Annotated in this window: 20 protein-coding genes; 18 read left to right on the forward strand and 2 right to left on the reverse strand. The window is 72.4% G+C overall.

The window, feature by feature from the left end; genetic code table 11:
• Positions 1 to 76: 76 nt before the first annotated feature.
• The 3 genes from LCH29_RS35000 to hemW all read left to right on the forward strand — a co-directional run bounded on the left by LCH29_RS35000 (position 77) and on the right by hemW (position 5,439).
• Complete coding sequence (locus LCH29_RS35000; RefSeq protein ID WP_446465698.1) at positions 77 to 1,966, forward strand: AMP-dependent synthetase/ligase; 1,890 nt, start codon at positions 77 to 79, stop codon at positions 1,964 to 1,966.
• A 221-nt stretch (positions 1,967 to 2,187) separates the two neighbouring features.
• The gene (locus tag LCH29_RS35005; RefSeq protein ID WP_446465699.1) at positions 2,188 to 4,149 is read left to right on the forward strand and encodes a SpoIIE family protein phosphatase; all 1,962 of its coding nucleotides are present in this window, start codon (positions 2,188 to 2,190) and stop codon (positions 4,147 to 4,149) included.
• A gap of 57 nt (positions 4,150 to 4,206) precedes the next feature.
• Positions 4,207 to 5,439: a radical SAM family heme chaperone HemW gene (gene hemW, locus LCH29_RS35010; protein ID WP_446465700.1), complete on the forward strand. Its 1,233-nt coding sequence runs from the start codon at positions 4,207 to 4,209 to the stop codon at positions 5,437 to 5,439.
• Here hemW and LCH29_RS35015 read toward each other — a convergent pair.
• Together LCH29_RS35015 and LCH29_RS35020 are read right to left on the reverse strand one after the other, a co-directional pair.
• Positions 5,436 to 6,266, reverse strand: a complete 831-nt coding sequence (locus tag LCH29_RS35015) for a DUF3097 domain-containing protein (RefSeq protein WP_446465701.1) — start codon at positions 6,264 to 6,266, stop codon at positions 5,436 to 5,438. The genes hemW and LCH29_RS35015 overlap by 4 nt on opposite strands.
• Positions 6,267 to 6,296: 30 nt before the next feature.
• On the reverse strand, positions 6,297 to 7,019 hold the full coding sequence (locus LCH29_RS35020) for an MBL fold metallo-hydrolase (protein WP_446465702.1): 723 nt from the start codon (positions 7,017 to 7,019) through the stop codon (positions 6,297 to 6,299).
• A gap of 175 nt (positions 7,020 to 7,194) precedes the next feature.
• Here LCH29_RS35020 and hrcA point away from each other — a divergent pair, with 175 nt between their 5' ends.
• From hrcA to LCH29_RS35095, 15 genes are all read left to right on the forward strand, one after another.
• A complete protein-coding gene (gene hrcA, locus LCH29_RS35025; protein ID WP_123106630.1) occupies positions 7,195 to 8,211 on the forward strand; it encodes a heat-inducible transcriptional repressor HrcA in 1,017 nt (338 codons plus the stop codon).
• Positions 8,212 to 9,345, forward strand: coding sequence for a molecular chaperone DnaJ (dnaJ, locus tag LCH29_RS35030; RefSeq protein ID WP_123106629.1), 1,134 nt, complete (start codon positions 8,212 to 8,214; stop codon positions 9,343 to 9,345).
• Between the two features lie 196 nt (positions 9,346 to 9,541).
• Positions 9,542 to 10,630: a nitronate monooxygenase gene (locus LCH29_RS35035; protein WP_446465703.1), complete on the forward strand. Its 1,089-nt coding sequence runs from the start codon at positions 9,542 to 9,544 to the stop codon at positions 10,628 to 10,630.
• Complete coding sequence (locus LCH29_RS35040; RefSeq protein WP_446465704.1) at positions 10,627 to 11,370, forward strand: 16S rRNA (uracil(1498)-N(3))-methyltransferase; 744 nt, start codon at positions 10,627 to 10,629, stop codon at positions 11,368 to 11,370. The genes LCH29_RS35035 and LCH29_RS35040 overlap by 4 nt, the downstream gene beginning before the upstream one ends.
• 125 nt (positions 11,371 to 11,495) lie before the next feature.
• Complete coding sequence (locus LCH29_RS35045; RefSeq protein WP_446465705.1) at positions 11,496 to 11,981, forward strand: hypothetical protein; 486 nt, start codon at positions 11,496 to 11,498, stop codon at positions 11,979 to 11,981.
• Positions 11,982 to 12,002: 21 nt separating this feature from the next.
• Positions 12,003 to 13,328: an ATP-binding protein gene (locus tag LCH29_RS35050; protein WP_446465706.1), complete on the forward strand. Its 1,326-nt coding sequence runs from the start codon at positions 12,003 to 12,005 to the stop codon at positions 13,326 to 13,328.
• Positions 13,329 to 13,350: 22 nt separating this feature from the next.
• A complete protein-coding gene (locus LCH29_RS35055) occupies positions 13,351 to 14,427 on the forward strand; it encodes a tetratricopeptide repeat protein (protein ID WP_446465707.1) in 1,077 nt (358 codons plus the stop codon).
• Between the two features lie 70 nt (positions 14,428 to 14,497).
• Positions 14,498 to 14,857, forward strand: coding sequence for a histidine triad nucleotide-binding protein (locus LCH29_RS35060; RefSeq protein WP_446465754.1), 360 nt, complete (start codon positions 14,498 to 14,500; stop codon positions 14,855 to 14,857).
• A gap of 5 nt (positions 14,858 to 14,862) precedes the next feature.
• The gene (locus LCH29_RS35065) at positions 14,863 to 15,783 is read left to right on the forward strand and encodes a ribonuclease Z (protein WP_446465708.1); all 921 of its coding nucleotides are present in this window, start codon (positions 14,863 to 14,865) and stop codon (positions 15,781 to 15,783) included.
• A gap of 209 nt (positions 15,784 to 15,992) precedes the next feature.
• Positions 15,993 to 17,102 carry a PfkB family carbohydrate kinase gene (locus LCH29_RS35070; RefSeq protein WP_446465709.1) on the forward strand — a complete coding sequence of 370 codons (1,110 nt, stop codon included), beginning with the start codon at positions 15,993 to 15,995 and terminating at the stop codon, positions 17,100 to 17,102.
• A 171-nt stretch (positions 17,103 to 17,273) separates the two neighbouring features.
• Positions 17,274 to 19,358, forward strand: coding sequence for a PhoH family protein (locus tag LCH29_RS35075; protein ID WP_446465710.1), 2,085 nt, complete (start codon positions 17,274 to 17,276; stop codon positions 19,356 to 19,358).
• Between the two features lie 47 nt (positions 19,359 to 19,405).
• Positions 19,406 to 19,903, forward strand: a complete 498-nt coding sequence (ybeY, locus tag LCH29_RS35080; RefSeq protein ID WP_123104078.1) for an rRNA maturation RNase YbeY — start codon at positions 19,406 to 19,408, stop codon at positions 19,901 to 19,903.
• Positions 19,900 to 21,207, forward strand: coding sequence for a hemolysin family protein (locus LCH29_RS35085; protein ID WP_446465711.1), 1,308 nt, complete (start codon positions 19,900 to 19,902; stop codon positions 21,205 to 21,207). The genes ybeY and LCH29_RS35085 overlap by 4 nt, the downstream gene beginning before the upstream one ends.
• A 321-nt stretch (positions 21,208 to 21,528) precedes the next feature.
• A complete protein-coding gene (locus tag LCH29_RS35090) occupies positions 21,529 to 24,492 on the forward strand; it encodes a beta strand repeat-containing protein (protein WP_446465712.1) in 2,964 nt (987 codons plus the stop codon).
• A gap of 119 nt (positions 24,493 to 24,611) precedes the next feature.
• Complete coding sequence (locus LCH29_RS35095; RefSeq protein ID WP_446465713.1) at positions 24,612 to 24,962, forward strand: cytidine deaminase; 351 nt, start codon at positions 24,612 to 24,614, stop codon at positions 24,960 to 24,962.
• Positions 24,963 to 24,974 lie beyond the last annotated feature (12 nt).

Here is a 24,974-nt window from a genome sequence, read left to right on the forward strand (position 1 = left end):
TTCGGCCCTTACCCTGATCGCCACGCGAAGGTTACTCGCGAGTCACCAAGCACTGAGGCGGGACCCGGAGGATGCCGTGACCGACACCCAGAATCTGCTCGAGAACCGGCCGCCGTCCCTGGCGACGCACTTCCTCCAGCGCGTCGAGGCGACACCGGACAAGGAGGCGTACCGCTATCCCGTGCCGCCCGCCTCCGGCCGGGGTCCCGACGAGTGGCGGCCGCTGACCTGGCGCGAAAGCGCGGATCGCGTCTTCGCCATCGCCGCCGGGCTGATCGCCCTCGGCATCCGCCCCGAGGAGCGGGTGGCGCTCGCCTCCTCGACGCGCGTCGAATGGATCCTCGGCGATCTCGGCGTGCTGTGCGCGGGCGCGGCGACCACCACGGTCTACCCGAGCACCAACGCCGAGGAGACCGCCTTCATCCTCGCCGACTCCGGCAGCCGGGTCCTGATCGCCGAGGACGCAGCCCAGCTGGCCAAGGTCCGCGAGAAGCGCGACGAGCTGCCCGACCTCGCCCATGTGGTGGTGATCGAGGCGGAGGACGCGACGCCCGCCGGGGACGACCCGGAGGGCTGGGTGCTCTCCCTCGCCGAGCTGGAGAAGCGCGGTGCGGCGCACCTGGACGAGCACCCCGACGCCGTACGGGAGCGTACGGACGCGCTGCGCTCCGATCAGCTGGCGACGCTCATCTACACCTCCGGCACCACCGGCCGCCCCAAGGGCGTACGGCTGGCGCATGACTCCTGGTCCTACATGGCCATCGCCATCGGTACCCAGGAGGGGCTGCTCTACCCGGACGACATGCAGTACCTGTGGCTGCCCCTCGCGCATGTCTTCGGCAAGGTGCTGACGGCGGGGCAGATCTACGTCGGACATACGACCGCGGTGGACGGCCGGGTCGACAAGATCATCGAGAATCTGCCGGTGGTCCGGCCGACCTATATGTGCGGTGTGCCGCGCATCTTCGAGAAGGTCTACAACGGGGTGGCGCAGAAGGCCCGCGAGGGCGGCGGCGCCAAGTACAAGATCTTCCAGTGGGCGGCCGGGGTCGCCCGCGACTACGCCAAGACCTCCCAGGACAACTTCCGCCGCACCGGCACCGCGTCCGTGCCGTTCGGTCTCAAGGCCCAGCACGCCGCCGCCGACAAGCTCGTCTACGCCAAGCTGCGCGAGGCGTTCGGCGGGCGGCTGCGCGCCGCCGTGTCCGGTTCGGCCGCGCTGGCCCCCGAGATCGGCTACTTCTTCGCGGGTGCCGGGATCAACATCCTGGAGGGGTACGGGCTCACCGAATCCAGCGCCGCCAGCTTCCTGAACCCGCCGGACTACCGCACCGGTACGGTCGGCAAGGCGTTCCCGGGCACGGAGGTGCGGTTCGCCGACGACGGCGAGGTGCTGCTGCGCGGCCCCGGCATCATGGAGGGCTACCACGGGCTGCCCGAGCTGACCGCGCAGGTGCTGGAGTCCGACGGCTGGTTCCACACCGGCGACATCGGGGAGCTGTCGCCCGACGGCTATCTGCGGATCACCGACCGCAAGAAGGACCTGATCAAGACCTCGGGCGGGAAGTACGTCGCACCGGCGGAGGTCGAGGGTCAGTTCAAGGCGGTGTGCCCGTTCGTCTCCAACATCCTGGTGCACGGCTCCGACCGCAACTACTGCACCGCGCTGATCGCCCTCGATGAACCGACCATCATGGGCTGGGCGCAGGAGCACGGTCTGGCGGGGAAGTCCTACGCCGAAGTCGTGGACACCGCGGCGGTGCGGGAGTTGATCGACGGCTATGTGCAGCGGCTCAACGAAGGGCTGCAACGGTGGCAGACGATCAAGAAGTTCCGGCTGCTGCCGCGTGATCTGGACGTGGAGCACGGCGAGCTGACGCCCAGTCTGAAGATGAAGCGTCCGGTGGTGGAACGCGAGTACAAGGCCCTGATCGAGGACATGTACGCCGGTACGCGCGAGGCCTGACCGCAGGGTCGGCGCCGGTCCCCACCCGGCGCCGCCCCCGCTTCCGCCACGACGTCACCCACCGCTCGACCCCGCGCCCGACCCCCGATGCGGCCGGGGGTTCTTTACCGGAACAGGCCCGGCGTACGCACGATTTTTCCCCTCAACACAGTTAACTTGCGTGACTCGGTGCATATAAGCGCGGTCCGTCTGTCACTCTGTCCGTGCCGGACACGGCGCATATGACGGAGCTTCTCAGGAGCCGCACAGTGGGGACGTCATCTTCCACCCCGTCTGCATCCGCAGGCGGGGTGGCTCTGCCGGTCGGGGGAATCGGCCCCGTCCGTACCAGCGCCTCGGCCCGCGCGAGCCTGCCCGGCAGTCCGCTCGCGGCCTCCGCCGCGCGCCGGTTCGTGCGCGCCGCGCTCGCCGAGTGGGTCGCGCTCGACGTACCGTCCGCCGACCGGATCACCGACCGGGTCGCGGACGAGGCCGTCCTGTTGGTGAGCGAGCTGGTCACCAACGCGGTGGTGCACGCGGGCACCGCGGTCGAGGTGTGCTGCGCGCTCGATGTGTCGAGCCACGAGGGCGAACCGCCCTCCCTCGTCGTGGAGGTGACCGACCATCACCCCACTCGGGTGCTGCGCGGCGATCCGCCCGTCGACGCGGACGGCGCGGAGTGCGCCGGAGGCCACGGGCTGCGGCTCGTCGCCGAGATCGCCGAGGCGTGGGGGACGACGTACCGGCGCTCCAGCAAGACGGTGTGGTTCCAGGTGTCGGTCCGGGCCGCCGCCGAACCGGTGGTCCCCTCGCCCGAGGAGCCCATGGCCGGGGATCTCGCGCCCCCGTGGGCCTCGCGCGGTACGGAGATCGTCGCCCCCGCGCCGCGCCGGGTGCCCGCCCGCCGCGCCGATCCGGAATGGACCCGGCACGGCGCGCTGTCCTTCCTCGCCGAGGCGTCCGACCTGCTCGCCGGGCAGTTCGACGAGGAGATGGTCACCTCGCTCGCCGGACAGCTGCTGGTGCCCCGGCTCGCCGACTGGTGCGCGATCTGGCTCGACACCGGCGGCGGGCCGCCGCGGCTGGCCCGGGTCTGGCACGCCAGCGAGAGCCGCATGGAGGGGCTCAAGCAGGTGCTGGAGAAGGAGCCGCCCCAGCTGCCCGCGACCGCGCGCGGCGGCCCGCTGGACTGGCCGTGGCCGGCCGACCCCGCGGCGTACGGGCCCGGCGGCGCGGCGCTCGCCTGCCGCCTGATCGCGGGCGGGCGCGCGCTGGGCACGCTGCTGCTCGGGCGGGCCGGGCTGGTGCGCATGCCGGACGAAGTCGTCGGCCTGATCGAGGACTTCGCGCGCCGCGTCGCGCTCGCCCTCGCCTCCGCCCGGCGCTACACGCGCCAGGCCACCATCAGCAGCGTGCTCCAGCGCGGGCTGCTGCCGTCCGGGATCGCCCGGATCCCCGGCGTGGAGTCGGCCGTGGTGTACGAGCCGACCGGCGACATCTCGGCCGGGGGCGACTTCTACGACGTCTTCCCGGCCGGTGACGGGCGCTGGTGCTTCGTCCTCGGCGACGTCTGCGGAAACGGCCCCGAAGCGGCCGTGGTGACCGGCCTGGTGCGGCCCTGGCTGCGGCTGCTGGCCCGCGAGGGCTACGGCGTGGGGGAGGTCCTCGACCGCCTCAACCAGCTGCTGGGCGAGGAGACCGTGGGGGAGGCCGTCGAGGCGGTCGAGGCGGCGGGCGGCACCGACCCGGGCGGCGCGGGCCTGCCGCCGGGCGGCGGCCCGGCGCGGTTCCTCTCGCTGCTGTACGGGGAGCTGGTGCCGCTCGGGCCGGGCAGCGAGGGCGGGGTGCGGTGCACGCTGGCCAGCGCGGGCCATCCGCTGCCGCTGGTCCTCCAGCCCGATGGAACGGTTCGGACGGTCGCCGTGCCGCAGATACTCCTCGGCGTGGTGGAGGAGGCCGCGTACGAGAGTGAAACGTTCGATCTGGCGCCCGGCGAGACCCTGCTGTGCGTGACGGACGGGGTGACGGAGCACCGCTCCGGCACCCGCCAGTTCGACGACGAGGACGGCCTCGCGGCGGTGCTCGCGGGCTGCGCGGGGCTCAGCGCCCGGGAGGTCGCGCAGCGGGTGCGGCAGGCGGTGGACGAGTTCGCGGTGGAGCCGCCGGACGACGACCTGGCGATGCTGGTGCTCAGAGCGCTGTAGAAGCGGCGCCCCGCGGGAGGGGCGGGGCGCGCCGCGGGATGGCGGACAATGGGCCGTATGCCTTCCGTACTGCCCGACGGCGACCCCATGCCCCAGGACGGCGCGCTGCCCCCCGGCGCGCTGGCCGGGGCGGCGGGACGGCCGCTGGGGTTCTATCTGCACGTGCCCTACTGCGCCACCCGCTGCGGGTACTGCGACTTCAACACGTACACCGCCGCCGAGCTGCGCGGATCCGGCGGGGCGCTCGCCTCCCGGGACAATTACGCCGAGCAGGTCGCGGAGGAGGTGCGGCTCGCGCGGAAGGTGCTGGGGGACGATCCGCGGCCGGTGGAGACCGTGTTCGTCGGCGGCGGCACGCCGACCTTGCTGGCGGCCGCGGACCTCGGGCGGATGCTCGGGGCCATCCGCGACGAGTTCGGGCTGGCCGACCGGGCCGAGATCACGACCGAGGCCAATCCGGAGTCGGTCGATCCGCGGTATCTGGAGGCGCTGCGGGAGGCCGGGTTCAACCGGGTGTCGTTCGGGATGCAGAGCGCCCGGCAGCACGTCCTGAAGGTGCTGGACCGCACCCACACCCCCGGCCGCCCCGAGGCCTGCGTCGCGGAGGCGCGGGCCGCCGGGTTCGATCATGTGAACCTGGACCTGATCTACGGAACCCCCGGCGAGAGCGACGACGACTGGCGGGCCTCACTGGAGGCGGCGCTCGGCGCGGGCCCGGACCATGTGTCGGCGTACGCGCTGATCGTCGAGGAGGGCACCCAGCTGGCCCGCCGCATCCGGCGCGGCGAGGTGCCGATGACCGACGACGACGCCCACGCGGACCGCTACCTGATCGCCGAGGAGATGCTGTCGGCGGCCGGGTTCGCCTGGTACGAGGTCTCCAACTGGGCGACCTCGCCCGAGGGCCGGTGCCGCCACAACGAGCTGTACTGGCGCGGCGCCGACTGGTGGGGCGCGGGCCCCGGCGCGCACAGCCACGTCGGCGGGGTGCGCTGGTGGAACGTCAAGCACCCCGGGGCGTACGCCCAGGCGCTCGGCGAGGGCCGCTCCCCGGGCGCCGGGCGGGAGCTGCTGTCCGACGAGGAGCGCCGGGTGGAGCGGATCCTGCTGGAGCTGCGGCTGTCCGAGGGGTGCCCGCTGGAACTGCTGCGCCCGGCCGGGGCGGCGGCCGCGGCACGGGCGCTGGAGGACGGCCTGCTGGAGCCGGAGCCCTACGGCCAGGGCCGGGCCGTGCTCACCCTCAAGGGCCGCCTGCTGGCCGACGCGGTGGTGCGGGACCTGGTCGACTAGTCGGCCGGGGGCGCCGTGACGAAATCGATCAGTTCCTCCACCCGCCCCAGCAGCTCCGGCCGCAGGTCCTTGTAGGAGCGGACCGCGGACAGGATCCGCTGCCACGCCGCGCCCGTGTTCTCCGGCCAGCCCAGGGCGCGGCACACGCCCGTCTTCCAGTCCTGGCCGCGCGGCACCGCCGGCCAGGCCGGAATGCCGAGCGAGGACGGCTTCACGGCCTCCCACACGTCGATGAAGGGGTGCCCGACGACCAGGACGCTCTCGTCGGTGATCTGCTCGGCGATACGGGACTCCTTGGACCCGGCCACCAGGTGGTCCACCAGCACGCCGAGCCGGGCGTCCGGGCCGGGCGAGAAGTCGCGCACGATGGCGGGCAGGTCGTCGACGCCCGCCAGGTACTCCACGACGACACCCTCGATGCGCAGGTCGTCGCCCCAGACCCGCTCCACCAGCTCCGCGTCGTGGCGGCCCTCCACGTAGATGCGCCCGGCGCGGGCGACCCGTGCGCGGGCACCGGGGACGGCGAGCGAGCCGGAGGCCGTGCGCTGCGGCGCGCCGGGGGCCGCCGCGCGCGGGCGTACGAGGGTCACGACGCGGCCCTCCAGGAGGAAGCCGCGCGGCTCCATGGGGAAGACCCGGTGCTTGCCGAAGCGGTCCTCCAGGGTGACCGTCGGCCCCTGCGCGGTCTTCTCGCAGCGGATCACGGCACCACAGAACCCCGTGGTGACCTCCTCGACCACCAGGTCCGGGTCCGCGGGGACCTCGGGGGCGGGCTGCTGCCGCTTCCAGGGCGGGGTCAGATCCGAGTCGTACTGTCGGCTGCGCATCCGGATGACGATAGCGCGGCGGGTCAACGGTCAGCGGGACACGCCGAAGCGCGCGGCCAGTTCGTCGCGTTGGTCACGTACGAAGGCCGCGTCCACGACCGACCCGTGCCCTGGCACGTACCGCGCGTCCTCGCCGCCGAGGGCGATCAGCCGGTCGAGGGCGGCGGGCCAGTGGGCGGGGATCGCGTCGGGCCCGGCCTGCGGCGTGCCCGACTCCTCGACCAGATCGCCGCAGAAGACCACCTCCGGCCCTCCCGGGACCAGAACGGCCAGGTCATGGGCGGTGTGCCCGGGGCCCACGTTCGCCAGCAGCACGGACCGGCCGCCCAGGTCGAGGGTGACCTCCCCGGAGACCGCGTGATGCGGCGGTACGAGGTGATCGACGGCCTCGGCGGCGGCGTCGGGGGCCACCCCGTGCCGTACCGCGTCCTCGCGCAGCGCGTCCCGGTCGCGGCGCAGCACCCCCTCCAGGCCGGTGGCCCCGTACACCGCGCAGCCCGCGAAGGCGGCCGTGCCCAGGACATGGTCGAAGTGCGGATGGGTGAGCGCGATCCGGGTCGGCCTGCGGCCGGTCAGCCGGGTGATCTCGGCCCGCAGCGCCGCGCCCTCGCGCAGCGACGAGCCGGTGTCCACCACGAGGACGTCCGTAGCACCGACGACCACACCGACCGTGCAGTCCCAGTCCGGCAGCCGGCGGCGGGCGACATCGGGCGCGAGCTGTTCCCACCCGGCCTCTTCCCAACACGTCTTCATACCGAGACGCTAGCTCCAACAGCGATAGCGTGACGTGTGGCCGGGCACCGGCGGGGGGCGGCTCTTGCCGTGGCCACCGCACCCCGCCGTACACTGGCTGAGGGGTTCTGGCACTCGTGACCATTGAGTGCCAGAGGGACGACCTGATGACACGGCTGGACTGGAGGTGCGCGGGGTGCTCAGCGAACGCAGACTCGAAGTGCTGCGTGCCATTGTCCAGGACTACGTGGGCACCGAGGAGCCGGTCGGCTCCAAGGCGCTCACCGAGCGGCACCGGCTGGGGGTCTCCCCGGCCACGGTGCGCAACGACATGGCGGCGCTGGAGGACGAGGGCTTCATCGCCCAGCCGCACACCAGCGCCGGGCGCATCCCCACGGACAAGGGCTACCGGCTCTTCGTGGACAGGCTGGCGGGAGTGAAGCCGCTGTCCGCTCCGGAGCGGCGCGCCATCCAGAACTTCCTCGACAGCGCCGTCGACCTCGACGACGTGGTGGGGCGCACCGTCCGGCTGCTGGCGCAGCTGACCCGGCAGGTCGCGGTGGTGCAGTATCCGTCGCTGACCCGTTCGACGGTGCGGCACGTGGAGCTGCTGCCGCTGGCCGTGGCCCGGGTGATGCTGGTGCTGATCACCGACACCGGGCGGGTCGAGCAGCGCATGGTGGACTGCCCGGCTCCGATCAGCGACGACTCGCTGGCGGACCTGCGGGCCCGGCTCAACAGCCGGGTCGTGGGGCGGCGGTTCGCGGATGTGCCGCAATTGGTGCAGGATCTTCCGGAGTCCTTCGAGCAGGAGGACCGGGGGACGGTCTCGACCGTGCTGGCGACGTTGCTCGAAACGCTTGTCGAGGAGACCGAAGAGCGGCTGATGATCGGCGGCACCGCGAACCTCACGCGTTTCGTGCATGATTTCCCCCTGACGATCCGGCCCGTGCTGGAGGCACTTGAGGAGCAGGTCGTCCTCCTCAAGCTGCTCGGCGAGGCCAAAGACTCGGGTATGACCGTGCGCATCGGGCATGAGAATGCTCACGAGGGGCTGAATTCAACCTCGGTCGTCGCGGTCGGCTACGGTTCGGGCGACGAAGCCGTCGCCAAACTCGGCGTGGTCGGACCGACCCGCATGGACTACCCCGGAACGATGGGAGCGGTACGCGCAGTGGCACGTTACGTCGGACAGATCCTGGCGGAGTCGTAAGTGGCGACGGACTACTACGCAGTCCTGGGCGTGCAGCGCGATGCCTCGCAGGACGAGATCAAGAAGGCATTCCGCCGGCTCGCACGCGAGCTGCACCCGGACGTGAACCCGGATCCGAAGACCCAGGAGCGGTTCAAGGAGATCAACGCCGCTTACGAGGTGTTGTCGGACCCGCAGAAGAAGCAGGTCTACGACCTGGGCGGGGACCCGTCGGGTTCGGCCGCGGGCGGCGGCGCCGGTGGCTTCGGCGCGGGCTTCGGCAACTTCTCCGACATCATGGACGCCTTCTTCGGCACCGCCTCGCAGCGCGGACCTCGGTCCCGGACGCGGCGCGGCCAGGACGCCATGATCCGCCTCGACGTGGAGCTGAACGAGGCCGCGTTCGGCACCACCAAGGACATCCAGGTCGACACCGCGGTGGTGTGCACGACCTGTAGCGGTGAGGGCGCGGCGCCGGGCACCTCGGCGCAGACGTGTGACATGTGCCGCGGCCGCGGTGAGGTCTCGCAGGTGACGCGGTCCTTCCTGGGCCAGGTCATGACCTCGCGGCCGTGCCCGCAGTGCCAGGGCTTCGGCACCGTGGTGCCGACCCCGTGCCCGGAGTGCGCGGGCGACGGGCGGATCCGCTCGCGGCGCACGCTGACGGTGAAGATCCCGGCCGGTGTGGACAACGGCACCCGCATCCAGCTCGCGGGCGAGGGCGAGGTCGGCCCGGGCGGCGGCCCGGCGGGCGACCTGTACGTGGAGATCCACGAGGTCCCGCACCCCGTCTTCCAGCGGCGCGGCGACGACATGCACTGCACGGTGACGATCCCGATGACCGCGGCGGCCCTCGGCACCAAGGTGCCGCTGGAGACGCTGGACGGCCTGGAGGAGATCGACATCCGGCCCGGCACCCAGTCCGGCCAGTCGGTGCCGCTGCACCAGCGCGGCGTCACCCATCTGCGCGGCGGCGGCCGGGGCGATCTGATCGTCCACGTCGAGGTGACGACCCCGACCAAGCTCGACCCGGAGCAGGAGGAGCTGCTGCGGCGGCTGTCCAAGCTGCGCGGCGAGGAGCGGCCGACCGGGGAGTTCAAGCCGGGGCAGCAGGGTCTGTTCTCGCGCCTGAAGGACGCGTTCAACGGACGGTAGGCGCCCGGCCGGGGCCGGGGGCCCGCGGCGGAGCCGCTGTCCGCAGCCCCCGGGGGATGCGGCCAAGCCGGGGCAGCAGGGCCTGTTCTCGCGCCTGAAGGACGGGTTCAACGGACGGTAGGCGCCGCCGGTGAGCGCCTTCGGCGGACGCTGATCCGGTGACGGATCGCCGCGGGGGGCATGGCACCATGTGCCCATGTCCTCCGCGCTGACCGATCTCGCCCGGTACCCGATCGTGCAGGCTCCGATGGCGGGCGGGGCCTCCTGCCCGCAGCTCGCCGCCGCTGTCATCGAGGCCGGGGGCCTCGGCTTCCTCGCCGCCGGTTACAAGACGCCGGAGGCGATGTACGAGGAGATCAAGCAGCTGCGCGGGCTGACCGGCCGCCCCTTCGGCGTCAACCTGTTCATGCCGCAGGCGCCCGGCGACCCGGCCGCCGTCGCGGTGTACGCCGACCGCATCGCGGGCGAGGCGTCCCGCTACCAGACCGCGCTCGGGGACCCCGAGTCCGGCGCCGACGACGCGTACGACGCCAAGCTGGCGATCCTGCTGAACGACCCGGTCCCGGTGGTCTCGTTCACCTTCGGCTGCCCCACCCGGGCCGTGCTGGACGCGTTCGCCCGGGTGGGCACCCGGACCATCGTCACCGTGACCTCGCCGGTGGAGGCGGAGACCGCCCAGTGGGCGGGCGCCGACGCCGTCTGCGTCCAGGGCGTGGAGGCCGGTGGCCACCAGGGCGGCTTCCGCAACGACCCGGCCGACGACGCCCCCGGCGCCGTGCTCGGGCTGCTGTCGCTGGTCGCGCTGGTGCGCGAGACCGTGCAGATCCCGATCATCGCGGCGGGCGGGCTGATGCGCGGCTCGCAGATCGCCGCCGTGCTGGCCGCGGGCGCGGCCGCGGGGCAGCTGGGCACCGCGTTCCTGGTGTGCCCCGAGTCGGGGGCGAACGGCCTGCACAAGGCGGCCATGACCGATCCGCTGTTCGGCCGGACCGAGCTGACCCGGGCGTTCTCCGGCCGCCCGGCCCGCGGTCTGGTCAACCGGTTCATCCGCGACCACGGCCCGTACGCCCCGGCCGCCTACCCCCAGCTGCACCACCTCACCTCCGGGCTGCGCAAGGCGGCGGCCAAGGAGGGCGACCCGCAGGGCATGGCGCTGTGGGCCGGGCAGGGGCACCGGCTGGCGCGTGAACTGCCCGCCGCGCGGCTGGTGGAGACCCTGGCCGTCGAGCTGAACGCGGCGGGGTCCGCGTACGGGTTCCAGGACCCGCGTGGCGTGGTGTCGTGACCGCCCCGGTGTTCGTGGCCGACTCCCTCGCGGGAGCGGCCACCGGGGCCCGTATCGCGCTGGAGGGCCCGGAGGGGCGGCACGCGGTGTCGGTGAAGCGGCTGCGGGTCGGCGAGGCGGTGATCCTCACGGACGGCGCCGGTACGGGCGTCTCGGGCACCGTGGCGTCCGTCGAGGGCAAGGACCGGCTGCTGGTCGAGGTCGATGACGTACGCCACGAGGCGGCGCCGAGCCCGCGGATCACCGTCGTCCAGGCGCTGCCCAAGGGCGACCGCGGCGAGATGGCCGTGGAGACCATGACCGAGACGGGCGTCGACGCGATCGTCCCGTGGACGGCCGCCCGCTGCATCACCCAGTGGAAGGGCGAGCGCGGGCAGAAGGCGCTCGGCAAGTGGCGGTCGACCGCGCGCGAGGCGGGCAAGCAGTCCCGTCGGCTGACCTTCCCCGAGGTCGCGGACGCGATGACGACCAAGGAGGTTGCTCGACTTCTCGCCGATGCCGACCTCGCGGCCGTGCTCCACGAGGAGGGCAGCGACCCCCTGGCGACGGCTCAACTGCCCCAGGAGGGCCATATCGTCCTCGTCGTGGGCCCGGAAGGGGGCGTTTCGCCGGAGGAGTTGGCGGCGTTCGCCGCGGCGGGCGGGCGCCCGTACCGGCTGGGCCCGAGCGTCCTGCGCACCTCCACGGCGGGAACGGCCGCCGCCGCGCTCCTGTTGGGACGCACCGGCCGCTGGAGCTGACCCTTCCGCGGGGAGCCGCGAGGTGGCCGACGATGGTCTTCCGGTTCGCCGTGCGTGATGGGAACCTGACCCCTATGGGGGTATTAAGCGATCATGTACGGCATGGACGGCCACTGCTGGCGGTCGTGGCCGCGGTCGCCGCGGCCGCCGCGGTGACGGGGTGTGAGCCGAGGGACGGCGGGGTCACCGCGATCGCCGTCTCGATCACCACGGACAAGGTCTCCACCTCCGCCCTGGAGCGGGGCGGCATCGGGGTGCGCTGGCTGACCTGCAACGCGGACCTGAAGACCGGCCCCACCGCCGGGGCCTCGGCCTCCCGCGCCGGTGACGCGGGCACGACGGACGCCTCCGTGGACTGCCGGGGCAGGACCGAGGACGACAAGGCCATCGGGATCCGCGGCAAGGTCACCTATGTGCGGGAGAACCACTGCGTGCGCGGTGATCTGACCGGCACGGTCGACGGCCACAAGGTCTTCCAGGCCGATGTGATCGGCGAGTGCGACGGCGGCGACGCCACCGAGAGCCCGACGCCGGAGCGCACCCACCCCTGGGACGAGGCCACCAGCTCCCGCCACACGTACGACGAGAGGACCACCGCACCCGGGAAATAGCGTCCGCATAAGCTGTGGGCCATGTCGGACGAGTCACCGCTGATCCAGAGCCTGCGCACGGCCGTCGCCGCCGCCCCGGACGATGTACCCCTGCGGCTGCACCTGGCGGGGCTGTTGCTGGACGGCGGGCGCGGGCAGGAGGCGATATCCGAGGTCGCGGCGGCACTTCAGCGCGACCCCGGGAACGCCGGGGCGCAGGCCCTGATGGCGCGCGCCGTGGCGCCCCCGGCCCCGCCCGCCGCCCCGGCCCCCGCCGCGGCCCCGGCCGCTCCCGGCCCCGCGTCCGGAACCGGTTCGTACGATTGGCGGCGCGCCGAGGGCGAGTTGGCGGACGTTGTCCCACCGCGCTTCGTGGAGACCCCGGACGACCCCGCGGATTCCGAGCACCCCGAGCACCCCGACGAGGGGCCCCGGCCGCACAGGCCGCTGGCCGCCGACGGCTCCGACGACCCCGGTGAGACCTCCGCGTGGGAGGTGGAGCGCACCGGTGTGCGCCTGGCCGACATCGGCGGCATGGACGAGGTCAAGGAACGCCTCGACGCGGCCTTCCTCGCCCCCATGCGCAACCCCGAGCTGCGCAAGCTCTACGGCAAGAGCCTGCGCGGCGGGCTGCTGATGTACGGGCCGCCCGGCTGCGGCAAGACGTACATCGCGCGCGCCGTGGCGGGGGAGCTGGGCGCCCACTTCATGTCGGTCAGCATCAGCGACGTTCTCGACATGTGGATCGGCAATTCCGAACGGAACATGCGCGAGCTGTTCCAGACCGCCCGCCGCAGCGCCCCCTGTGTGCTCTTCCTGGACGAGCTGGACGCCCTGGGCGCCAAGCGCAGCCAGCTCCGCCACAGCGGGCTGCGCACCACCGTCAACCAGCTGCTGGCCGAGCTGGACGGGGTCGACGCGCAGGCCAACGAGGGGCTGTTCGTGCTCGCCGCCACCAACCACCCCTGGGATGTGGACGGCGCGCTGCGCCGCCCCGGCCGCCTCGACCGCACGCTGCTGGTGCTGCCGCCCGACCAGCCCGCGCGCGAGGCGATCCTCCGCCACCACCTGGCGGACCGCCCGATCGCGGGCGTCGACGTGCGCAAGCTGGCCAAGAAGACCGACGGATTCTCCGGCGCGGACCTCAAGTACCTGTGCGAGACGGCGGCCGAGCGCGCCCTGATGGACTCCGTACGGACCGGACAGGCCCGGATGATCGGCCAGGACGATCTGCTGGCCGCGCTGGGCCAGGTGCGGCCCTCGACCCGCCCGTGGTTCGACACCGCGCGCAACGTGGCCCAGTTCGCCAACGAGGGCGGCACGTACGACGATCTGCTGGTCTACCTCAAGAGCAAGCGGATGCTGTGAACGCCGCGAACGGGGACCGTACATGAGCGAGACTGGAACCGAGCACCCGCTGACCGCCCAGGCGGCCGCGCTGATCGAACTCGATCGGTACGACCAGGCGAAGGAGCTGCTGGCCCGCCGCCTGGCCGGTGATCCGGACGACGTCCGGGCCTGGGCGCGGCTGGCCGTCTGCCACAACCACGCCGAGGACTTCCAGGACGCGCTGCACGCGGCCCAGGAGGCGCTGCGCCGCGCCCCGGAGGACTTCGCCACGCACCGGATACGCTCGTACGCCCTGCGCCGGCTCGCACGTGCGGACGAGGCGGTCGCCGCCGCCCGTGAGGCCGTCCGCATCCTGCCGGACCACTGGGCGGGGTACGTGACGCTCTCCGAGGCGTTGATCGGTCAGCGTGAGTGGTCGCAGATGTACGAGGCGGCGGTGACCGCGGTGCGGCTCGGACCGGAGGAGATCGAGACCCACCACGGCCTGTGGCGGGCGGCCCTGGTCACCGGGCGGCAGGACGTATGCGACCAGGCGGTGCGCGAGGTGCTGCGCCTCGACCCGTCCAACGCCTGGGCGCTACAGCAGCTCGCCACCCGTAAGGCGGCCGCGAAGGACGCCAAGCTCCCGGAGGTCGCCCAGGGCTACGCCCAGGCGCTGGCCGCCGCCCCGAGCGACCAGGGGCTGCGCAGGGGCCTGGAGGGAACGCTGTTCCGGATGGTGCGCGGCACCCGCTGGCTCGCCCTGCTGTGCCTGCTGATCGCCGTGCTGACCGCCAGGGTCTTCCCCACCGGGGACGATCCGACCGCGCTGCCCGCGCCCCTCGGCACGAGGCTCTACTCGCTCGCCCTGATGGGGGTCGTCTGGGCGCTGGGCGCCTGGCGCGCGTACCGCAAGCTGCCGCACGGCGCCAAGCTGGGCGTCCGGTCGCTGGTACGGCGGGAGTTCTGGGTGAAGGTGTCGCTGTACGAGGCGGTGTGGAGCACGCTGTGCGCCGTGCTGATCGTGACCGTCCCGTGGACGGACCGGGTCTTCCTCCACGTGCTCACGCACGCGGGCTGGGTGCCCCCCTTGATCACCATCTGGTTCGAGCGGGCCGCCCTGAGGGAGGCCCGGTAGCATCCCGTGCGAAGACGTTGATGATCCAGAAGTGCCGATGATCCAGCCGACGATCCGTAAGGAGCCACCGGTGGCGGGAGAACCGCAGGCCGACTGCCTGTTCTGCAAGATTGTCTCGGGGGAGGTGCCGGCGACCGTCGTCCGCGAGACGGACACCACCGTCGCGTTCCGCGACATCAACCCCCAGGCGCCGACGCATGTCCTGGTGATCCCCAAGGTGCACTATCCGGACGCCGTGTCCCTGGCGGCCGCCGAGCCGCGGATCGCCGCCGACGTGCTGGTCGAGACGGGTGCGGTCGCCGCCCACGAGAAGATCGACGACACGGGCTACCGGGTCGTGTTCAACACGGGCTCGGGCGCCGGGCAGACCGTCTTCCACACGCATGCCCACGTCCTCGGCGGCCGCGGCCTCAACTGGCCCCCCGGGTAGTCCCGTTGTCCGCGCGGGAACTGGTCGTCCTCGGCACCGCGAGCCAGGTGCCCACCCGGCACCGCAACCACAACGGCTATCTGCTGCGCTGGGACGGCGAGGGCATGCTGTTCGACCCCGGCGAGGGCACGCAGCGGCAGATGCTGCGGGCCGGGGTGGCGGCCCATGACATCAACCGGATCTGCGTCACCCACTTCCACGGCGACCACTCGCTCGGGCTGGCCGGGGTCGTCCAGCGGATCAACCTCGACCGCGTGCCCCATCCGGTGACCGCGCACTACCCGGCGAGCGGACAGCGCTTCTTCGACCGGCTGCGGTACGCCACGGCCTACCGCGAGACGGTCCGGCTGACCCAGCGGCCGGTCAGCGGTGACGGCGAGGTGATCGCCCGTACCCCCGCGTACACCCTGGAGGCGGTCCGGCTCTCGCACCCGGTTGAGTCGTACGGCTACCGCCTCGTCGAGCCCGACGGCCGCCGGATGCTGCCGGAGCGGCTCGCGGCGCACGGGGTGCGCGGGCCCGAGATCGGGCGGCTCCAGCGGGAGGGCGCGATCGAGCGGGACGGGCGCACGGTCACGCTGGAGGAGGTCAGCGAGGCCCGGCGCGGCCAGCGGTTCGCGTTCATCATGGACACCCGGCTGTGCGAGGGGGCGCACGCGCTGGCGGAGGGCTGCGATCTGCTGGTGATCGAGTCGACGTTCCTGGACGAGGACGAGCCGCTGGCGACCGAGCACGGCCATCTGACGGCCGGGCAGGCGGCCCGGATCGCGGCCGGGGCGGGCGTACGCCACCTGGTGCTGACGCACTTCTCGCAGCGGTACGGCGACCCGGCCGAGTTCGAGCGCCAGGCGCGCGCGGCGGGCTTCGACGGGGAGCTGACCGTCGCCCAGGACCTGATGAGCGTGGCCGTGCCGAAGCGGCGCTAGCGCCGTCCCGCCGCCGTCCCGCCGCCGTCCCGCCGCCGTCCCGCCGCGGGACGGGTGTCATCGGGCACACTGGCCGCATCCGTCCCGGCGGCAACGACGGAACGAAGCGGCATCAACGGAACGAAGCACCAGCAAAAGCGCACGGCGCCAGCAACAGAACGAAACCGGTAGCAACAGAACAGAACGGTCCGACCTGGGAGCACACGGTGATGACACACGACGGTGATCAGCCCTCGCCCTGCCGCCCCCTGCTCGATCCGCTGGCGGCCGTCCGCGGCCCAGGCGACCCCGGCTGTGACGTCTATCTCACCGGCACCGTCTTCCTCGACATCATCTTCACCGGCCTCGACTCCGCGCCCGTCCGCGGCACCGAGTCCTGGGCGCGCGGCATGGGTTCCAGCCCCGGCGGCGTCGCCAACATGGCCACCGCGCTGGCCCGGCTGGGCCTGCGCACCTCGCTCGCCGCCGCCTTCGGCGACGACCACTACGGCGACTACTGCCGGGACGCGCTGGAGCGCGGCGAGGGCATCGATCTGGCGCTGTCCCGCACCATCCCCGGCTGGCACTCCCCGGTGACGGTCTCCATGGCGTACGAGGGGGAGCGCACGATGGTCAGCCACGGCCACGAGGCGCCGCCGCCCGAGGAGCCCGCGCCCAGCTGCCCGCCCCCGGCCCGGGCCGCCATCGCCTCCCTCGTCCCCGGCCGCCGGGAGGAGTGGGTCGCCGAGGCCGCCCGGCGCGGCAGCCGGATCTTCGCGGACGTCGGCTGGGACGACACCGGCCGCTGGGACCCGGCGGACCTCGCCGACCTGGAGCACTGCGAGGCGTTCCTGCCCAACGCGGCCGAGGCGATGTCCTACACCCGCACCGACTGCCCGCGGGCCGCCGCCCGCGCCCTCGCCGATCGGGTACCGCTCGCCGTGGTCACCCTGGGCGCGGAGGGGGCGTACGCGGTGGACGGCCGCACCGGCGAGACCGCCGAGGTGCCCGCGATCGCCGTGGAGGCCCTGGATCCGACCGGTGCCGGGGACGTGTTCGTCGCGGGCTTCGTCACCGGCACCCTCGCCGACTGGCCGCTCGCCGACCGGCTGGCGTTCGCCGGGCTGACCGCCGCGCTGTCCGTCCAGGAGTTCGGCGGCTCGCTCTCCGCGCCCGGCTGGTGCGAGATCGGTGCCTGGTGGCAGCACGCCCGCTCCTACGACGACCAGTCGCCGAGCGCGCTGCGCCGCTACGCCTTCCTGGACCGTCTGCTGCCCCCCGCCGCCCGCCCGAGCCTGCTGCGCCGGGCCGTCCCCACGATCGGCTTCCGCCGGGCGTGAACACCCGTGCCCGATACCAGGCACGAAGCGCCTGCGGCCCGGTGTGATGAAGGGTATGGAGTAAAAGCACTCGGGTCTTGTCGGTGGCCCGTCGTACCCTGGTATCTCAAGGTTGTCGAGCAGCGAGAACCCTTGTCGCAGGAGGTAGGAGCAGGCCGCAGAGCCGAGCCCATGACGCAACCAACCACAGCACCGCAGGCGCATGCGCAGTTCACGGTTCCGACCAAGCACCCGATGGTCATGGTCCTGGGATCAGGTGACTCGTTGCTGCGTGTGATCGAAAAGGCGTTCCCGTCGACCGATATCCATGTCCGGGGCAACGAAGTCAGCGCGACCGGGGACCCTGAGGAAGTCGCCCTGGTCCAGCGTCTGTTCGATGAGATGATGCTGGTGCTCCGCACCGGTCAACCGATGACGGAGGACGCGGTGGAGCGCTCCATCTCCATGCTGCGCGCAGCCGAGAACGGCGAGGGCGAGGCGGCCGAGACGCCCGCGGAGGTGCTCACTCAGAACATCCTCTCCAACCGCGGCCGCACCATCCGCCCCAAGACGCTCAACCAGAAGCGCTATGTCGACGCGATAGACAAGCACACCGTCGTCTTCGGCATCGGCCCGGCCGGTACCGGCAAGACCTATCTGGCGATGGCCAAGGCGGTCCAGGCCCTCCAGTCCAAGCAGGTCACCCGGATCATCCTGACCCGGCCGGCGGTCGAGGCGGGGGAGCGGCTGGGCTTCCTGCCCGGCACGCTCTACGAGAAGATCGACCCGTATCTGCGCCCCCTGTACGACGCGCTGCACGACATGCTCGACCCCGACTCCATCCCGCGCCTGATGGCCGCGGGCACGATCGAGGTCGCCCCGCTGGCGTACATGCGCGGCCGTGCGCAGCCCGTCTTCACCAAGGTCCTCACGCCGGACGGCTGGGTTCCGATGGGCGACCTCCGGGTGGGGGACCTGGTCATCGGATCGAACGGCGAGCCGACCCCGGTCCTCGGTGTCTACCCGCAGGGTGAGAAGGACATCTACCGCGTCACCGCCCAGGACGGTTCCCGGACCCTGTGCTGCGGCGAGCACCTGTGGACCGTGCGCACCGCCTCGGACCGCCGCCGGAACAAGCCGTGGCGGGTCCTCGAGACCCGGCAGATGATCGACAAACTGCGTGCCGCGCATGCCCGCAGGTACGAGCTTCCGATGCTCACCGCGCCTGTGCATTTCCCGGAGCGAGAGGTCCCCATGGACCCGTACGCCTTGGGTCTGCTGCTCGGGGACGGCTGCCTGACCGGATCCACCACGCCCGCTTTCTCCACCGAGGACCCGGAGCTGGCCTCAGCCCTCGGTGCGGCGTTGCCCGGTATCCAGATGCGCCGGAAGTCGAGTGTGGATTACGTGCTGAATCGGGTGCGGGCGTCCGGGGATGTCATCACCTTGGAGAACCCGGTCACAGGTGTGCTGCGCACCCTGGGGCTGCTCGGCACCCGCTCGCATACGAAGTTCATCCCGGAAAGCTATCTGCACAACACCGCGGAGACCCGGCTTGCTGTCCTTCAGGGCTTGCTGGACTCCGACGGCGGACCGGTCACCCAGGCGGCCCGGACCTGCCGCATCCAGTACACCACCACGTCGGCCCAGCTGAAGGATGACGTGATCTCCCTGGTCCGGTCGCTGGGCGGTGTCGCGTATACCCGCTGTCGGACAGCGGCAGGCCGGTCGCCGGGCAGGGCGAACGGCCGTGATGCCGGTTACCGCCATGACGCACACATCATGGACATCCGACTCCCAGAGGGTATCGAGCCGTTCCGGCTGCCGCGTAAGCGGGACAAGTACCATGCAGCCGGGGGCGGCGGTCGTCCGATGCGTTCCATCGACAGCATCGAGCCCGCTGGCCGTGAGGAGGCCGTGTGCATCCAGGTCGCGGCGGAAGACTCGTTGTATGTCACTGAGGACTACCTGCTCACACACAACACGCTCAACGACGCGTTCATCATCCTCGACGAGGCGCAGAACACGAACCCCGAGCAGATGAAGATGTTCCTCACCCGGCTCGGCTTCGACTCGAAGATCGTGATCACGGGTGACGTCACCCAGGTCGACCTCCCCGGCGGGACCAAGAGCGGTCTGCGCCAGGTGCGGGAGATCCTGGACGGCGTCGACGACGTCCACTTCTCCCTGCTCACCAGTAAGGACGTGGTCCGGCACAAGCTGGTCGGCCGTATCGTCGACGCGTACGAGCAGTACGACAGCCGCAACGGCCAGTGACCGACCCCGAAGAGACCCGAGAAACCCGAGAAAAGACGAACCACCCCATGGCGATCGACGTCAACAACGAATCCGGTACGGACATCGACGAGCGAGCGATCCTGGACGTCGCCCGCTACGCACTGGCCCGGATGCGTATCCACCCGCTCTCCGAGCTGTCGCTGATCGTCGTCGACGCCGACGCCATGGAGCAGCTCCACATCCAGTGGATGGACCTGCCGGGGCCGACCGATGTCATGTCCTTCCCGATGGACGAGCTGCGGCCGCCCGCCAAGGACGACGAGGAGCCCCCGCAGGGCCTCCTCGGTGACATCGTGCTCTGCCCCGACGTGGCCAAGAAGCAGGGGGAGGAGGCACCGACCGGGCATTCCATGGACGAGGAGCTCCAGCTGCTCACCGTCCACGGCGTCCTCCATCTCCTCGGCTACGACCACGAGGAGCCGGACGAGCGCGCCGAGATGTTCGGCCTCCAGGCGGCGATCATCGACGGCTGGCGGGCCGAGTACGGCCTGACCGGGCCCTCCCCGGCCCCCACCACGCGATGAACGGGCAACTCCTCACGGCGACCGTCCTGCTGGTGGTCGTCGCCTGGCTGGCGGCCTGCGCCGAGGCGGGCCTCGCCCGCACCACCCGGTTCCGCGCCGAGGAAGCGGTGCGGAACGGGCGGCGGGGCAGCGCCAAGCTGATGCTGGTCGCCGAGGACCCCACCCGCTACCTCAACGTGGCGCTGCTGGTGCGCGTCGCGTGCGAGGTGGCGGCGGGTGCCGTCGTCACGTACGCCTGTCTGCACGCGTTCCCGGAGACCTGGAAGGCGCTGACCGTCGCGATCGGCGTGATGGTCCTGGTGTCGTACGTGGCGGTGGGCGTCTCGCCGCGCACCATCGGCGCGCAGCATCCGCTCAACACCGCGACCGTCGCCGCCTATGTGCTGCTCCCGCTGGCCCGGATCATGGGCCCCATCCCGCCGCTGCTGATCCTCCTCGGTAACGCGCTCACCCCCGGAAAGGGCTTCCGGAAGGGCCCGTTCGCCTCCGAGGCCGAGCTGCGCGCGCTGGTCGACCTCGCCGAGCAGGAGTCGCTGATCGAGGACGACGAGCGGCGCATGGTGCACTCCGTCTTCGAGCTGGGCGACACCCTGGTGCGCGAGGTGATGGTGCCGCGCACCGATCTGGTGGCCATCGAGCGCTTCAAGACCATCCGGCAGGCGCTCACCCTCGCGCTGCGCTCCGGCTTCTCCAGGATTCCGGTCACCGGGGAGAACGAGGACGACATCGTCGGGATCGTCTACCTGAAGGACCTGGTCCGCAAGACGCACATCAACAGGGAGTCCGAGTCCGAGCTGGTCTCCACCGCCATGCGGCCCGCCGTCTTCGTCCCCGACACCAAGAACGCGGGCGACCTGCTGCGGGAGATGCAGCAGGCGCGCAACCACGTGGCCGTGGTGATCGACGAGTACGGCGGCACCGCTGGCATCGTCACCATCGAGGACATCCTCGAGGAGATCGTCGGCGAGATCACCGACGAGTACGACCGCGAACTGCCGCCCGTCGAGGACCTCGGCGACGGCACCCACCGGGTCACCGCCCGGCTCGGCCTCGGCGACCTCGGCGAGCTGTACGGCACGGCCCTGGAGGACGAGGACGTCGAGACGGTGGGCGGGCTGCTCGCCAAGTCGCTGGGCCGGGTGCCGATCGCGGGCGCCACGGCCCAGGTCGACGTCCCCGAAGGCGGCACCGACCCGGCCCTGAAGGCGCTGCGGCTGACCGCCGAATCCCCGGCGGGCCGCCGCAACCGCATCGTGACGGTGCTGGTGGAGCCGGTGCGGGAGACGGCGGCGGCCGAGTCGTAGGCGGGCGCGGGGCGCCTGGGGGCGCTCCGTATCACGCCCGCGCGGGGAGGCGCACGGACGCGCGGGGTCGCGCTGCGCCATACGGATGCATTCCCCCTCTGTGGTCTGGCCCATCTGGCGTAGGCAGCGGCTTACTTGCAGATACCGACCGGTGGGCCGCCCATACCCCTGTCGGGGGACAGCCGGCTTGTCGTTCCGACGTAGGCAGGTCGGCCGTATGGGCACCCCCACGCAGGGAAACACGGTCTCCGCGGGCTTGCGCGCGGAGACCCGGGCGGTCCACCCCTCCCCCATACCGCACCCCGGGAAGGGGCCGCTCCCATGGCTTCCTCGACCACCACGGTCACCTCCACCCCGAACCCCTCCGTCCCCGGCCAGGCCGTCACCTACACCGCGACCGTCGCCTCGGTTCCACCGGGCGCGTTCACCCCGACCGGCACGGTCACCTTCACCCTGGACGCCGGTGTGCCGGTGACCGTGGCGGTCGACGCCATTGGACAAGCCTCCTTCACCGACAGCTCCCTGTCCGTGGGCTCCCACACGGTGACGGCCACCTACAACGGCGACGCCAACCTGGACCCGTCGACGGGCACCAGCATCCAGCAGGTCAACCAAGGGGCGACGACCACCTCCCTGACGGCCTCGCCCAACCCCGTGGTCTGCGGCGAAGCGGTGACCCTGACGGCGACCGTGGCGGCCGTCCCGCCCGCCTCGGGGGTCCCGACCGGCACCGTGACGTTCATCATCAGCGCCGACGGACCGGCCCTCACCGCGCCCCTCGACGCCACCGGGCAGGCGTCCGTCACGGTCGCCGATCTGGACGTGGGCACCCATCTGGCGACCGCCTTCTACGGCGGGGACACCGAGTTCGCCGCGTCCAACTCGGCCCTGATCCCGGTGACGGTGAACCAGGCGGACTCGACCACCGCCTTCACCGCCACCCCCGACCCGTCGGTGTGCGGCGAGACGGTGACGCTGTGCGCGACGGTGACCGTGGACGAGCCGGGGACCTGTACCCCCACCGGAACGGTGACCTTCACCGTCCCCGGAGGCCCGACCCTCACCGCCCCGCTCGACGCGACCGGCCAGGCCTGTGTGACGACCGACGAACTGCCCCTGGGCACCAACTCGGTGACCGCCACCTACTCCGGTGACACCGGTGTCGCGGGCTCCACGGTCACCGGGACGGTCACCGTCGACCAGGCCACGTCCTCGACCGCCGTCACGGTGACGCCGGCCACGTCCGTCTGCGGCGAAGCGGTGACCCTCTGCGCGCAGGTGACGGTGGCAGCGCCCAGCACCTGCACCCCGATCGGCACGGTGACGTTCGTGGTCGCGGGCGGCCCGACGCTGACCGCGACGGTGGACGGCACCGGTCAGGCGTGCGTGACCACCAGCGCCATCCCGGTCGGCACCCACACCGTGACCGCCACCTATGGGGGCGACTCCGGCATCGCGGGCTCCACGGGCACCGCGAGCGTGACGGTGAATCAGGCGGCCTCCACCACCACCGTCACCGCCCCCGACCCCTCCGCCTGCGGCGAATCGGTGACGATCTGCGCCCAGGTGACGACCGTGCCGCCCGGCACCTGCCCCCCGACCGGCACGGTGACGTTCGTGGTCGCGGGCGGCCCGACGCTGACGGCCACGGTGGACGGCACCGGTCAGGCGTGCGTGACCACCAGCGCCATCCCGGTCGGCACCCACACCGTGACCGCCACCTACTCCGGCGACACCGGCGTCGCGGGCTCCTCGGGCGTCGGGACGGTCACCGTCAACCCGGGCACGTCCACGCTGACGGTCACGGCGACGCCGAGCCCCTCCGCCTGCGGCGAAGCGGTGACCATCTGCGCCCAGGTGACGGTGGCTCCGCCCAGCACCTGCGTCCCGACCGGTGACGTGACGTTCGTGATCACCGGTGGCCCGACGCTGACGGCGACCCTGGACGCCACCGGCCAGGCGTGCGTGACCACCACGGCGGTGCCGGTCGGCACCCACACGATCACCGCCACCTACGCGGGCGACTCCGGCGTCGGAGGCTCGACGGGCACGACCACGCTGACGGTGAACCCGGCGTCGTCCACCACCACGGTCTCGGTCACGCCCTCCCCGTCGGTCTGCGGCGAGTCCGTCCTGCTGTGCGCCCAGGTCACCACCGTGCCGCCCGGCACCTGCGCCCCGACCGGCACGGTGACGTTCGTGGTCGCGGGCGGCCCGACCCTCACGGCCACGGTCAACGCCAGCGGTCAGGCCTGTGTCTCCACCACCGCCATCCCGGTCGGCACCCACACGGTGACGGCGACCTACGGGGGAGGCGGCGGCGTCGCGCCCTCCACGGGCAGCGGCTCGGTCACCGTCAACCAGGCCGCCTCCACGACGACACTGACGATCTCGCCCAACCCGGCCGTGTGCAGCCAGCCGGTGACGATCTGCGCCCAGGTGACGACCGTCGCGCCGGGCACCTGCACCCCGACCGGCACCGTCACCTTCGTGATCAGCGGCGGTCCCACCCTGACCGGAACGCTCAACGCCAGCGGTCAGGCCTGCGTCACCACCAGTGCGCTGGGCGTGGGAGCACACACGGTCACGGCCACCTACGGGGGCAGTACCGGCGTCGCGGGCTCGACGGCCACCGGCACCGCCACGGTGAACACGGCCGGTACCACCACCACGATCACCTCCACCCCCAACCCCTCCGCCCCCGGCCAGACGGTGACCTTCACCGCCACCGTGGCACCGGTCGCCCCGGCGACCGGCACCCCGACCGGCACCGTCACCTTCGTGATCAGCGGCGGCCCGACCCTCGTCGGAACGCTCAACGCGGCCGGACAGACGACCGTGAGCACCAACGCGCTCACCACCGGCTCCCACACGGTCACCGCCACCTACAGCGGTGACAGCTGCTTCAACTCGTCGACCGCGACGCTCACCCAGACCGTGTCCGGCTCGACGACGACCACCCTGACCGCCGCCCCGGCGGTCATCCGGCTGCGGATGAACGGCCAGCTCGTCATTCCCACCCTCAGCGCCACGCTCAAGAACCAGGCCAACAACCCCGTCCCCGGCCAGACGATCGTCTTCACGGCCAACACCGTGCTGGGCCCGATCGCCCTGGGCAGCGCGGTCACCAACGCCTCCGGCACGGCGACGCTGACCAATGTCACCGTCCCGTCCTCGGTCCTGACCGCCAACACGTACACCGCCACCTTCGCGGGTGGTCCGGGCCTCAGCCCGGCCACGGCGTCGGCCTCGCTGACGTTCCAGCCGCTGCCGCTGCTCCCGTAGCGGATCCCGTCCGCCCGCGCCGGGCCGTCGCCACTGCGGCCCGGCGCGGGTCCATGCGTGCATGCAGTTCGCACAACCGGTGTCACGCCCGGTCAGTCCCCCGTCCTATGCTCATCCGTATGAGCGAAGCAGCGCAGCTGGACCCCGAAGACCGCAAGATCATCACGCTGGCCCGCTCCGCGCGCGCCCGCAACGGCGTCGCGGAGGGCGCCGCCGTACGTGACGAGACGGGCCGTACGTACGTCGCGGGCACCGTCGCCCTCGACTCGCTCCAGCTCAGCGCGGTGCGCACCGCCGTCGCGATGGCGGTCGCCAGCGGGGCGAAGTCGCTGGAGGCCGCGGCCGTGGTGACCGAGGCGGAGACCGCCACCGACGAGGACCGCGCGGCCGTACGGGACCTGGGCGGGGCCGGAACCCCGATCCTGCTGGCGGGCACCGACGGCACCCTGCGCGCCTCGCTGCCGGTCTGAGCCACCGGCCCG

The organism is Streptomyces sp. BRA346, assembly GCF_052851135.1.